Annotated in this window: 8 protein-coding genes; 4 read left to right on the top strand and 4 right to left on the bottom strand. The window is 65.6% G+C overall.

The window, feature by feature from the left end:
• Positions 1–70: 70 nt before the first annotated feature.
• Genes SIL87_RS04870 through SIL87_RS04860 form a run of 3 tightly spaced genes read right to left on the bottom strand, consistent with a single transcriptional unit; the run spans position 71 to position 5,113 of the window.
• Positions 71–3,208 (bottom strand): error-prone DNA polymerase, encoded by a 3,138-nt coding sequence (locus SIL87_RS04870; protein WP_319613077.1) that lies wholly within the window; start codon positions 3,206–3,208, stop codon positions 71–73.
• Positions 3,208–4,605 (bottom strand): hypothetical protein, encoded by a 1,398-nt coding sequence (locus SIL87_RS04865; RefSeq protein WP_319613076.1) that lies wholly within the window; start codon positions 4,603–4,605, stop codon positions 3,208–3,210. Before SIL87_RS04865 ends, SIL87_RS04870 begins: the two co-directional genes overlap by 1 nt.
• A complete protein-coding gene (locus SIL87_RS04860; protein ID WP_319613075.1) occupies positions 4,487–5,113 on the bottom strand; it encodes a hypothetical protein in 627 nt (208 codons plus the stop codon). The genes SIL87_RS04865 and SIL87_RS04860 overlap by 119 nt, the downstream gene beginning before the upstream one ends.
• 439 nt (positions 5,114–5,552) lie before the next feature.
• On the opposite strand from SIL87_RS04860, the gene SIL87_RS04855 reads away from it, so the two are divergent.
• The 4 genes from SIL87_RS04855 to flgH are packed head-to-tail and all read left to right on the top strand — an operon-like array spanning position 5,553 to position 8,893.
• On the top strand, positions 5,553–6,296 hold the full coding sequence (locus SIL87_RS04855; RefSeq protein WP_319613074.1) for a flagellar hook-basal body complex protein: 744 nt from the start codon (positions 5,553–5,555) through the stop codon (positions 6,294–6,296).
• 25 nt (positions 6,297–6,321) lie between these two features.
• Entirely contained in the window at positions 6,322–7,104 is a 783-nt protein-coding gene (gene flgG, locus SIL87_RS04850) for a flagellar basal-body rod protein FlgG (protein WP_319613073.1), read from the top strand.
• A 2-nt stretch (positions 7,105–7,106) separates the two neighbouring features.
• Positions 7,107–8,138, top strand: coding sequence for a flagellar basal body P-ring formation chaperone FlgA (flgA, locus tag SIL87_RS04845; RefSeq protein WP_319613072.1), 1,032 nt, complete (start codon positions 7,107–7,109; stop codon positions 8,136–8,138).
• Positions 8,139–8,149: 11 nt separating this feature from the next.
• Complete coding sequence (gene flgH, locus SIL87_RS04840) at positions 8,150–8,893, top strand: flagellar basal body L-ring protein FlgH (protein ID WP_319613071.1); 744 nt, start codon at positions 8,150–8,152, stop codon at positions 8,891–8,893.
• Between the two features lie 23 nt (positions 8,894–8,916).
• On the opposite strand, the gene SIL87_RS04835 is transcribed toward flgH, so the two are convergent.
• Entirely contained in the window at positions 8,917–12,924 is a 4,008-nt protein-coding gene (locus SIL87_RS04835; protein ID WP_319613070.1) for a beta strand repeat-containing protein, read from the bottom strand.
• Between the last annotated feature and the right edge of the window lie 177 nt (positions 12,925–13,101).

The following is a 13,101-nucleotide window of genomic DNA, read 5'->3' as shown; positions in this document are numbered from 1 at the left end:
AACTCATCCTCTCGTTCTGACCGGAGTATGACCCTGAATAGTTAACAGACCATTACGTTCGCTCACCGCCTCAATGAAAATCACGGCTCTTGCGCATGATCCGTTCATGCCGCGGATGCCCCATGCGCGGTGGCAGCGGCATCTCATCGGCCGGCGCGCGCGCCACATCGAGCGTGCCGATCAGAAACGACAGATCGCTCAATCCCTCAACCACGACATGAACAACCCCCTCGGCACTCCGCTGCACCCGCCCCTCGACCAGCACCAGAACCGCCCCGATAATCACGCCCCGCAGCCCCTCCACCAGCGATGGCCAGACCACCAGATTGGCAATCCCGGTCTCATCCTCGATCGTGATGAACACGGTGCCCTTCGCACTCCCCGGCCGCTGGCGCACCACAACGACCCCCGCGACCACGATCCGCGCCCCATCCCGCGCCTCCCGCGCCGCCGCACAGCCCCGCGCCCCGGCGAGCGCCGGCGCCCCGCGCAGCAAGGCGAGCGGATGCGCCCGCAGCGAAAGCCCGGTGAGCCGGTAATCCGCCGTAACATGCTCGCCCGCGCTCATCGCCGGCAGCGCGGGCACCGCCGCCCTCGGCCCCGCCCCGGCAAACAACGGCAGATCTCCGGCCGGCATCGTCCCCACCCGCCAGAGCGCCGCCCGGCGATCGAGCCCCAGGCTGCGCAACGCCCCGGCATCGGCCAGCAGGTCGAGCGCCGATCGCGGCAGATGCGCCAGATCATCGATCGTCGCATACCAAGGCCCGGCCACGATCCGCTCCGCCCACTCGGCCCGAAACCCCTCGATCACCCGCAACCCCAACCGCAGCGCCCCGGCTTCGATCGCGCAATCCCACCCGCTCGCATTGACATCCGCCGCCCGCACCGCAACCCCATGGTCGCGGACATCGCGCACGATCTGCGCCGGCGCATAAAACCCCATCGGCTGCGAATTGAGCAATGCCGCCGCGAATTCCGCCGGATGATGGCACTTCAGCCACGCCGAGACATAAACCAGATGCGCGAAACTCGCCGCATGACTCTCGGGAAACCCATACGTCCCGAAGCCTTCGATCTGCTTGAAGCACCGCTCGGCGAAATCCCGCTCATACCCCCGCGCCACCATGCCCTCGACCATCTGGGCATGGAATTTATGGATCGTGCCGACATTGCGGAACGTCGCCATCGCGCGGCGCAGCGCATTGGCCTCCTCGGCGGTGAACCGCGCCGCCTCGATCGCAATCCGCATCGCCTGCTCCTGGAACAGCGGCACGCCGAGGGTCCGCCCCAGCACCCGCCGCAATTCGTCGGGCGGCCCGTGCGCGCCATCGGGTTCCGGAAAATCGGGCACTTCCAGCCCCTGCCGCCGCCGCAAATAGGGATGGACCATGTCGCCCTGAATCGGCCCGGGCCGCACGATCGCCACCTCGATCACCAGATCGTAGAATGTCCGCGGCTTCAACCGCGGCAGCATGTTCATCTGCGCCCGGCTCTCGACCTGAAACACCCCGAGCGAATCGCCCCGGCACAGCATATCGTAAACCACAGGGTCCTCGCGCGGCACCTCGGCCAGCCCGCCAATCCCCAGCATCGCGAAACATTTGCGAATACAGGTGAGCATGCCGAGCGCCAGCACATCGACCTTCATCATCCCCAGCGCGTCGATATCGTCCTTGTCCCATTCGATGAAACTGCGCCCCGGCATCGCAGCCGGCCCGATCGGCACGGTCTCGTCCAGCCGCGCCCGGGTCAGCACGAACCCACCGACATGCTGCGACAAATGCCGCGGCAACCCGACCAATTCGCGCGCGAGCCGCACCGCATGGCGCAGCGCCGGATCGCCCGGATCGAGCCCGGCCTCCACCACCCGCTCGTCCGGCCACAGCTCATCCCCCGGATTCCAGCTCTGCGCCGCCAGCGCCGCCGTCATCCCTTCCGAAAGCCCGAGCACCTTGCCCACCTCGCGGATCGCGCTGCGCGGCCGGAAATGGATCACCGTCGCCGCAATCGCCGCCCGGTCGCGCCCGTAGCGCCTATATATATACTGAATCACCTCCTCGCGCCGCTCATGCTCGAAATCGACATCGATGTCCGGCGGCTCGCGCCGTTCCGCCGAAACGAAGCGCTCGAACAGCAGATCGATCTCGGCGGGGTCGACCGCGGTGATCCCGAGCGCGAAACACACCGCCGAATTCGCCGCCGACCCCCGCCCCTGGCACAAAATCCCCTGGCTGTGGGCAAACCGCACGATATCGTGCACGGTCAGAAAATACCGCGCATAATCGAGCCGCGCGATCAGCCCGAGTTCCCGCTCGATGGTCCGCCCGATCGCCGGCGGCACGCCCTCGGGATAACGCCACGCCGCCCCCGCCCGCGCCAGCGCCGCCAGATGCTCATCCGGCGTCACCCAGGGGGGCACCGGCTCATCGGGATATTCGTAGCGCAGCTCATCGAGGCTGAACCCCACCACCGCGAGCAATTCCGCCTGCGCCGCAATCGCCGCCTCATAGCCCCGGAACAACCGCCGCATCTCCCCGGGCGGCTTCAGATGCCGCTCGCCATGCGGCTCCAGCCGCATCCCCGCCTCCCCGATCGCACAGCCGAACCGGATGCAGCGCATCACATCCTGCAAGTCCCGCCGCTCCGGCACATGAAACAGCGCATCGTTCACCGCGAGCAACCCCACCCCCGCCCGCCGCGCCGCATCGCCCAGCGCCGCGAGAAACGCCGCATCATCCGCACGATACCGCCGGCGCGCGGCCAGATGCACCCGCCCGCGATGATCCGCCGCCACCCGCCCGAGCGCGGCGGCAAACCCCCCATCCAGCCGGTCCGGCGGCATCACGATCAAACTCTGCCCCGCGCCATGCGCCGCCAGATCCGCCTCATGCAGCAGGCACGCCCCCTTGGCCGCCCGCGATTTGCCAAGGCTGAGCAACCGGCACAACCGCCCCCAGGCCGCCCGATCCCGCGGATAGCAGATGATATCGGGGATATCCTCGAACCCGAGCCGCGCCCCCACCAGCAGCCGCAACCGCGCCGCCTTCGCCACCCCATGCGCCCGCACCACCCCGGCCAGCGTGTTCCGGTCGGCAATCCCCAGCGCGGACAGACCCAATGCCGCCGCCTGCGCCACCATTTCCTCGGGCGACGATGCCGCCTCCAGAAAACTGAACGCACTCGCCGCCGCCAATTCGGCATAATCCATCAGAATACCCCGTGGATGAACCAGCGCGGCACGGCCTCGCCCCGATGCACCCCGGCGCGAAACACCCAGAACCGCTCGCCCGCCTCGGTTTCCACCGCATAATAATCGCGGATGCGCTCGCTCTCCGGCCGCACCGAAGCCGGCTCGTGCCGCCACCAATCCCGCGCGATCCGTTCCGGCCCGGTCGCCGCCGCGATCCGATAGGCAACATCCCGCCAGCGGATCATCCGGGGCGGATCGTCCGGCACCGGCGCCATCACCCCGATCGGCTCGGGCCGCGCGAACAGCCGCACCGGGCGCGGATCGTCCGCCATCGTCCAGCCCGCCGCCGAACCGGTCACCCTCACCCGGCGCATCGCTCGCTCGGGAATATGCGTGGCGACCGGCGCCAGCCGAAACAACGCCACCCTGCGCATCAACCGGTCGATGGTCGGCGCGTAATCGGGGGCCGCCCGGCCGGCCAGTTCCACCTGCCCCGGCGGCAGACCCGCCACCTCGCCCACCAGCGCGATCGCCTCGATCCCGAACCCCGGATCGATCTGCCGCAACCGCTCCCCCAGCAGCCGCGCAACATGCTCCCGATCCCGCGTCGGCGCGGCAAACCCGATCCGGTCGACCAGACGCCGCGCATCGACCCGGTAATACTGCGCCTCGACCCCGATCAACCCGGATTCCGCTGCCGCCAGCCGCGCGCAAAGCGCCGCCACCAGCCGCATCAACGCCGCCCGCAACTGCTCGGCGGTGAACAAAGCCTCAGGATGAAACCCGACGACCCGCCAATCGACCGGCGGGGCCAGAAAATGCAGGGCCTCGGGCGCATACCCGCGCAACCGGTCGAGCCGCAACCCCATATCGGCCCCGAACCCGGCACGGATCTCGCCCCGCGAAAGGCGCAACACCTCCCCGATCCGCCGCAACCCGAGCCGACGCAACCGCGCGATGGTCGCATCGGCAATCCGCAGCGCGGCCAAAGGCAGATCCTCGATCCGCCCCTCATCGCCCGCATCGTCCTCATTGCCTACATTGCCTTCGTGGCCTTCGTGGCTTTCATGGCCTCGTTCAGGTCCCGCCCCACCCGGCCCGTAATGCGCCAGCGCCCAGGCCGCCGCCGCGGTCCCGGCAATGGCGATCCGCGCCTCCGGCCAGACCGCGCGAAGCCGCCGCACCAACCCGGCCTCACCACCGAACAGATGCGCGCAGCCGGTGATATCGAGGAGAATGCCATCGGGCGGATCGACGGCGGCGAGCGGCGTGAACCCGTGGCACCACAGCGCCCGCTCATGCAGCAACCGCCCCTCCGCCCGCCACCCGTCCACCCGGACCGTCTCCGAACTGTCTCCGGCCATCGCCGGATCGCTGAAATTCGGAAACCAGCACGAGAGCAGACGACGATTCATGACCACCAGCCTCGATCAGAAACACCCCGGGATTGCGGCCCCGCGCATAAATCAGCTCGGCCCGCCAGCGCGTTCCCCCCTGCCGTCCCGGCCCGGACCGCGCCGCCTCGATCCGCCAGCGCGCCGCAAAGGCCGCCGAGTCGCTCGCCGCCCCGGCACGCAAAACCAGCCCCAACCCCCCACCGCAACGCGCCGCCAACGCCAGTTTCCGCGCCGCCAGCCGCGATACTGCACGCGCCACGACCACCCCGTGCATCCCGCCGCGCAACGCAATCTCCAGCGCCGCCAACCGGTCGATCTCGTCCTTCGCCTCGGCCAGAATCAACCGCGCCGGATCGATCGCGCTCTGCATCAGCCCCGGCGGATACAGATCGAGCCGATCCCCGATCCAGACGATCGGCGCCTCCCCCGCAAGCGCCATCAGCCGCACCGCAAATCCAGTAACGGCCTCACCACCCCCGACCTCATGCACCGCCCCGGCCAGCAGCCCACCAAGCCATCCGCCCACCGCCCCCGCAGGGTGCGAATCGAAATCACCAGTATTTTTCTGATGATTTTCCGAATGACGACAAGATCGCGCTGACTCCATGTTCTTATTTTGTTCTAATTTGTCTCAGAGTCAAGGAGAAATCGCGCCCTTCGGGGAAAGCAAGGAGTTTTCTTTTTTTGGTAAAAAAAGAAACAAAAAAACTTTCGATTCCTTTGGTCCGTGCCGGTGAAACCGCCGGAAACCAGATCAAAAAAGTCTTTTGCTTCTTTTTTTCAAACAAGAAGCGCTTCCCCGCTTTGCTTCCTTCACCTCACTGCCCTGTCGCGCCCCAATAACAAAACCGTCATCACCGCCACCCCCCAGATAATCCAGACTTCTTAGGCGAACCTTAATTTTTCCGGCGCAATCTCCCTCCTGCCAATACGGCACGACCCGTCCCAAAATGGTGGACCCCTCGATGGATAACACGACCAGCATCATCCTCTCGCGCATGATCACCGCCTCGCGCACGGTCGATGTCATCGCGAACAATATCGCCAACGTCTCGACCCCCGGCTACGAGGCGACCCATCTGCAATCCGCCGCCTGGATCGACCGGATGCGCGGGGTCACCGCCCCGCCCGGCGGTTCCACCCTCGCCTATACCCAGGCCACCGGCACCTGGCGGGATGCCGCTCCCGGTCCAATTCACCAGACCGGCAATCCGCTCGACCTCGCTCTGCCCAGCGGCGGCTATTTCACGGTACAGACCGCGAACGGCCCGCGTCTCACGCGGGATGGCCGCTTCGGCCTGATGCCGAACGGCACCATCGCCAACGCCTCGGGCGATGCCCTGCTCGACCCCGGCGGCCAGCCGATCACGGTCCCGCCGCAGAGCGGCGCGCTGAGCATCGCGGCGGACGGCACGATCAGCACGGCCCAGGGCATCATCGGCCAGGTCGGCGTGGTCACCGTCGCCGACCCGCAGGGCCTGACCGCCGAAGGCGGCAACCTGTTCCAGACCTCGGCCCCGCCGATCCCCGCCGCCGCGCCCAACATCGTCCAGGGCGCGCTTGAGGGATCGAACGTCCAGCCGATCCTCGAAATCACCAAAATGATGCAGGCGAGCCAGAATTTCCGCATGATCGCCCAGTTCATCACGGCGGAACAATCACGCAGCCAGTCGGCGATCAGCAAGATCCTCGGCGCCACCACCAGCTGAACCACACCCCCACTGGAGACCATGAATGCGCGCTCTCGATATCGCCGCCACCGGCATGCAGGCCCAACAGACCAATGTCGAAGTCATCGCCAACAACATCGCCAACATGACGACAACCGGCTACCAGCGCCAGCGCGTCGAATTCCAGGACCTGCTCTATCAGGACCTCCGCCGCGCCGGCTCGAACAGTTCGGACGCCGGCACCATCGTCCCCTCCGGCACCCAGATCGGCCTCGGCGTCAAAACCGCCGCGATCTACCGGATCGACCAGCAGGGCAATCTGCAACAGACCAACAACTCCCTCGACCTCGCGATTTCCGGCAATGGCTGGTTTCAGGTCACCCTCCCCTCCGGTCAGACCGCCTACACGCGGGACGGCACGTTCGGCCTCTCGCCCAACGGCGAAATCGTGACCGCCGATGGTTACGTGGTCCAACCCGGCATCCAGATCCCCTCGAACGCGACCAACGTGACCATCAACGCCTCGGGTCAGGTCCAGGTCAGCCTCTCGGGCCAGACCGCGCCGCAAACCGTCGGGCAACTCCAGCTCGCCGCCTTCCCGAACGATGCCGGGCTCGAAGCGCAGGGCGGCAACCTGTTCATCCAGACCGCCGCCTCCGGCGATCCCGTCACGGCGACCCCCAGCTCGCCGGGTTTCGGCTCAGTCCAGCAGGGGTTCGTCGAGAATTCCAACGTCAACGTCGTCAGCGAGATCACCGACCTGATCACCGCCCAGCGCGCCTACGAAATGAACAGCCAGGTCATCACCACGTCCAACCAGATGATGAACACGCTCACCCAATTGTAATCATGATGCGCAAATCCCTCCTCACGATCGCCCTCCTGACCGCCGCCGGAACCCTGGCGGCACCGCAGGCGAACGCACAACCAGCCCCGTCCGCCCCCGCCCCGTCTGCCCCCGCCCCGTCAGCCCGATCGCTGGTCTCGATCGATCGCGCCACGGTCGAGGTCAAGGACCTGTTCCGCAACGCGGGCGCGGATGCCGATGTCGTCCTCGGCCCCGGCCCCGCACCGGGCGGGCGGATCGTCGTCGGCGCGCCGCAACTGGCCGCCATCGCGACGCAATATGGCGTGGCATGGCAACCAGGCGATCAGCAGCCCCCCGTGGTGATCGAACGCCCCGGCATTCCGCTCGAACGCGACCAGATCACCCGCGCCCTGCGACCCGCGTTGATCCGGGCCGGCGCGCCACGCCACTTCACCATCACGATCGACGCCCGAAATCTGCCGATGGTACCGCCCGGCTCCGTCGCGGACATCGCGGTCAACCGCCTCAGCCTCGACCGCACCACCGGCAATTTCCGGGGCAGCCTGCTGGTGAAATCCGCAACGATGGCCGCGGTCAGCATCGATGTCGCCGGAATCGCAACCCCTGCGATCCGTGCCGTGGTCGCCGCGGAAAATCTCAACCCCGGTGAAATCCTGACCGGATCGAACGTCAAACTCGGCTGGATTCCGAGCCAGACCAGCCCGCCCCATGTCTTCACCGCCCTGACCCAGGCCATCGGCATGGAAGTCAGCCGCGCCGTCACCAGCAACACCGCCCTGAGTTCGCGCGCCGTCACCGCACCGCTCCTGATCGATCGCGGCGCCATGGTCAGGCTCGACGTGACCATGCCGGGCCTCGAAGTATCCGCCCGCGGCATCGCCATGGCCGGCGGCAGCGAAGGCAGCGTCATCGCCGTCCTCAACCCGACCTCGCGCGAGATCGTGCAGGCGGTCGTCGATGGTCCGGACAGCGCCCACGTCATCCCCGGCAGCATGCCGACCCGCCCGCGCAGCATGACGCCCTACTATAATATCGGCTCGTCCCCGCAATGACCCGCCGCTCCATGAGCCGTCCCGCCCGCCTCGCCACCCTGCTCGCCGTGAGCTCCCTGAGCGGATGCGGAACATTCTCGAATCTCGCCTATGTCGGCAAGGCCCCGCCGATGTCACCCATCACCAACCCGACCGCCGCCCCGACCTGGCGCCCGGTCTCGATGCCGATGCCCCCGCTTCACGAGGTTCCCACCGCCCCCGACAGTCTCTGGCGCCGTGGTGCCCGCGCCTTCTTCAAGGACCAGCGTGCTTCGCGGGTGGGCGATATCATCACGATCACCGTCAACATCAACGACGACGCGACCCTGAAAGACCAGACCACGCTGGGGCGGACCAGTTCGGAATCGCTCGGCGTGCCCAACCTGTTCGGCCTCGAAAGCCTCATCCCGCGCGTCCTCGGCAAGAGCGCCAATCCTTCGAGCCTGGTCTCGCTGTCCGGTGCCGGAAACTCGACCGGCACGGGCCAGATCCAGCGCAACGAAAGTGTGGCCCTGTCCCTCGCCGGCGAGATCACCCAGGTCCTGCCCGACGGCAATTTCGTCGTGGTCGCCCGCCAGGAAATGCGGGTGAACGACGAGTTGCGGGTCCTGACGGTCTCCGGCATCTGCCGGCCGCAGGATATCGCCAGCAGCAACACGATCCAGGCGAACCAGTTGGCCGAAGCCCGCATTTCCTACGGCGGCCGCGGCCTGATCAGCGGCCAGCAATCACCAAGGGTCGGCCAGCAGGTACTCGACGATCTGGTCCCGTTCTGATCCCCGGCGGAAACGACAAAGTGTCACTTCGCCAGATTCATCGTGATTTTGGTTCCATCGGAAAGCGTCAGTTGATCCACGGTCGGGCCGAACGAACAGCCGACGACATTGAGCCCGCCATAGTTGAAGTTGCTGGCCATCGGATTGAAATTATTGATCGTCAGCGAACCGCCCCCGTTGACGCTCGAAAAGCCGAGCACATCCGCAGCGCTGCCCTGATCGATCGTGACATTGCCACCCCGGAAATTGATGATCCCGTTGCCCGAAACCTGATCGATCAGCGTCGTGCCGCCGCCATCGGTGAAATTGAGCGTCCCGGTCCCGCCGCCGATCGTCATGTTGCCGCCGCCCGCCGTGATCTGATCGGCCCCGCTGCCCTGGACCAGCGAAACCGCCCCGCTGCCCGCCGCCACATCGAGCCCGCCGCTCCCGCTCGCAAGGCTCATCGCCCCCGCGCCACCGAATATCGTGCTGGTCGATGTCCCGCCGACGAAGCTGAGCGTCCCCCCCGCCGCGCTGACCACGCCGCCGCCGGCCATCGTGATCATATCGGCCCCGGTGCTCTGCACCGTATCCGCGCTCGCAAGATTGAGCACGTTCTTCGAATTTGCCGCGGTCGAGATCAGGTCGTGCCCCTTGTCGTCGGTAAGGTTCAACCCGCCGCTTCCCCCGGTGATCGTATTGAACCCGCTCTCATCGTCCAGAATAACCGGCCCCGCCCCCCCCGTGTAAGCCTGCCCCGACTGATCGAGCGTCACCACCTGGATCGAGGTTCCGCTTGGCTGGCTCGCCACACTGCCCGAAGCCGTACTGGCCTCGGCATAATTCAGCTGAATCACCTGCCCATCCACCAGGGTCAGAACCCCGCCCGATGCATTGAACGCCGCCGACCGCAAATAATCGTTATTGGCAAACCCGAGATAATTGATCGGATTATTCACGAAGGAATACCCGTTGATCACCACCGATCCGGTCGTACTCGCATTGCTGATATCGATATAATCATGCCCGGTCCCGGAATTGATCGTGGTGTTGCCGGTCCCGGTGATCACATTCCCATCGCCCGCCGTCCCCTGCAGGTTGATGAATGCCGCCCCCGCGCCGCCGAGAAACTGGAAACTCCCCGCCCCGCCGGTCACGGTGATCGCCCCACCTCCGCCGACGATCGATGTCACGCCGCTGGCACCCACCGTCACCGTCGCCGCCCCGCTCCCGCCCTCGATGGAACCCGACCCGCCAACCGAGACATCCCCGGCGATAAACCCACCCCCCGCGATACTCGTCACCACCGGGCTCGTCACCACCGGCGGCACACTGCCCCCGCCCACGCTCGGCGCCCCCGCCCCGGTCGTACTGCCCGACCCTCCGATGGAAGACGTCGCCCCCGTCACCGTGCCGAGCGCCTGCGCCTGTTCGTCAAACCACGCCGCGCTCACCGTCGCCCCGTTCACGGTCTCGATCGTCACCGTCTCGGTCGGCGAAACCTTCAGCACCACCCCGCCCGCGACAGTCTGCGCCCCCCCCACCACGGTACTGACCAGGCTCGAAAGCGCACCCCCGCTGGCATCGACCAGATCGAGCCGATCGAGCGCCGCGTTGAACCCGGAAATCGTCACCGTCCCGCTCGCCTGGGTATCGATCACGAACAGATCCTGCCCGGTCCCCGCGGTCAGCAGCGCCGTGCTGCTCGCCTGAATGTAATTCGCCCCGCCCCCGGCCACGATCGTCTCGTTGCCCGACCCCGCGAAAATATCATTCCCGTTCGGCCCGCCGAAAATCACATCGCTGCCCGACCCGCCGAACAGCAGATTGATCCCCTTCCCCCCCACCAGCGTATCCGCACCCGACCCCGCATAAATCAGCGCATTCTCCGTCGAATCCACCGGGCTGAGCACGGTCGGCGTCGTATCGGTCGAAATCGTCACATTCCCGAACGACAGCAACTGCCCGTTCGCCAACCGCGGATCGATCGAAAACTGCGGCGTCGTGCTCGCCGTCGAATTCGGACTGATATACGGCGCCCCGCTGGCCAGCAGCCACCCGAACGCCTGCATCGCCTGATACTGATAAACCCCCATCGTCGCCGCATTAGCCGCATTCATCGTACTGACCGTGATAACCCCGGCCAGAGTCTGCAACGCCAGCGCGCCATAATCCCCTTGGCTCTGCCCCCACCCGCTCCCCATACCGGAACCGGCCACATTCGAGTCGCCCGCCGCCTCATTTGCTTGCTCGATAGCCGCCCAGGTCGTGTAGAAAGGAGCGCCGCTGTTCAATCCATGGTTCGTACCCGTTACAACCGTGAGATTGTACACGATCGCATCTTTGGGATTGAAGCCCTCCGCATCAGCAAAAAACCGCCCGACATAGAAATTTGATGACCATGCTAGGTAAGTGACGGCATCCTGGATACCCATCTCAGCACCCTGAATAACCGAACTTGCAAAATAATCTTCCTGCCAGGGAGGCAAAACGCCCGAAGTTCCATATGAGCCGGGTAGGTAACCATGAGCCTGCCCTTCTTCCAAGGTCCAGGTTGGAATCATCGAAACCAGCCACGAATAGTTGGTGTTCACCATCTGGGTGAAATACGCCTTATCCGCGGACCCCGCCGGATTGGCATATGCCGCCTCCTGAAGCTCCCGCAGCGCCCATGCGGAGGCTCGAATCTGCTGGCCGTGGACCACCAGACCCTGACCATCATTGCGTGTGTTTGATGGCGGATAGGCATCCGTCTCGGCAAAGCTCGCCTGCGCATTCAACTGCTCCAGATACTGCACATTCCCCGTTTGCAGATACGCATCGAACGACAAATCCGGCATATGAGCGGGATCGGTCTGCCATCCCGTGGAACTGCTGACAACTTGGGTCAGGCCAGGATTTCCACGCGGATCGGTCCAGATCCCGGGACTATCCGCCGTGTTGAGAAACGCGCCATTGGTCGTCGGATCATAGAAATGCCAAGGCACCGAACCCGCTTCCTGCGCCTGTCCCAGCGCATAGGCCGCGGCCGTCGCGTTCTGCGAGATCAGCCAGTCCGCATTCGACTGGGTCGTCGGCCCGATATCGCCCCGGCCCCCGGGCCCTGGCATATATTGCGTGATGCCATCGGTCCCGAGCGGCGCATTCCATCCCGGTGCCGCAATTGCCGCAGCCTCACTCGATATCTGCCCACTGCCGATACCATACTGCGTATCATAATTCTGCACCGCCCCGGTCGCCTCGAGATACGGAATATTCTCCTGAATATTCAGCGCCCCCGCCGCCGGCGCGGTCCCGACCGTCGTGCTCCAATCCTGATACTGATACTGCGTCAAACTCGGCTGGCTGCTCACCACCACGCCATTCTGGGTAATGGTCGTCGAATAGGTGATCGTCCCGCCCGCATTGCTCATCGCGATATCGTTGTTGAACTGCAGATCCGCCGAAATCTTCCCATTGGCATAAGCGGTCACATCCGCCTCGATCCGCAGCGACCCCGTCACCGGAATACTGACGATCGCCTCCTGCGCCAGCGACCCGTTCAGCCACATCGTCGCGGTGCCGTTCGCCAGCGCCGCCGCAACCGCCGCCCCGATATTCACCTGCTGCGTCCCGGTTGTCCCTCCCGCGTTGGCAGTAACGGCGAGCGTCGCAGTCAACGTATAGCCATTGAGCGCCGAAGCCAGATCCGCCCCCGGTGACGCAATCCCCGCCGGCGTCCCGCCCACCGAAATCATCGCCCCCGTAGTCGAATCCGGCGGCAGCGCCGGCGCATCCACCGTCAGCACCGCCATCGCGACCGACCCATCCGGGTTGAACGTCTTCGCGTCCATCTGCACCGCATAAACCTGGCCGCCGATCGTCGCGGTCAGCGTATCCCCCGGCTGCACCGCCCCCGCCATGAAGGTCTCGCCGAAACTCGTCGGCTGCGCCGCGAGCACCGTGCTGCCGGTATTCTGCAAATTGAGCCCGACGATCTGCCCGGTCCCATCGGCCTGAGGCACAACGGGGGCGGCCGTGAATCCGGTTGGGGTAAGCGATGTTGACATGAAGGCTCCTGAAAGGTTGGAGGGCGCAAAATCAGCTTAACAGGACGAAAGCAACCCTCAGTTGCTACGAGACATTCTCAAAATGGTCTCGCAAAATCATATTACGCAAACTTATCTAAAATTTGCAACCTATGATATGTAACATTCCTGAGGCAGTTTCCAGCGATCGATCCTCGT

Source organism: Acidiphilium acidophilum (genome assembly GCF_033842475.1).
Classification (GTDB): domain Bacteria; phylum Pseudomonadota; class Alphaproteobacteria; order Acetobacterales; family Acetobacteraceae; genus Acidiphilium; species Acidiphilium acidophilum.
The sequence above is the reverse complement of the archived record's forward strand: the minus strand, read 5'-3'. Positions and strand labels throughout refer to the sequence as shown.

What these genes read in the sequence shown, in the direction of transcription:
- SIL87_RS04870 (WP_319613077.1), bottom strand. Translation starts at nt 3,208, where the DNA reads ATGGATTATGCCGAATTGGCGGCGGCGAGTGCGTTCAGTTTTCTGGAG.
- SIL87_RS04865 (WP_319613076.1), bottom strand. Translation starts at nt 4,605, where the DNA reads ATGAATCGTCGTCTGCTCTCGTGCTGGTTTCCGAATTTCAGCGATCCG.
- SIL87_RS04855 (WP_319613074.1), top strand. Translation starts at nt 5,553, where the DNA reads ATGGATAACACGACCAGCATCATCCTCTCGCGCATGATCACCGCCTCG.
- flgG (WP_319613073.1), top strand. Translation starts at nt 6,322, where the DNA reads ATGCGCGCTCTCGATATCGCCGCCACCGGCATGCAGGCCCAACAGACC.
- flgA (WP_319613072.1), top strand. Translation starts at nt 7,107, where the DNA reads ATGATGCGCAAATCCCTCCTCACGATCGCCCTCCTGACCGCCGCCGGA.
- flgH (WP_319613071.1), top strand. Translation starts at nt 8,150, where the DNA reads ATGAGCCGTCCCGCCCGCCTCGCCACCCTGCTCGCCGTGAGCTCCCTG.
- SIL87_RS04835 (WP_319613070.1), bottom strand. Translation starts at nt 12,924, where the DNA reads ATGTCAACATCGCTTACCCCAACCGGATTCACGGCCGCCCCCGTTGTG.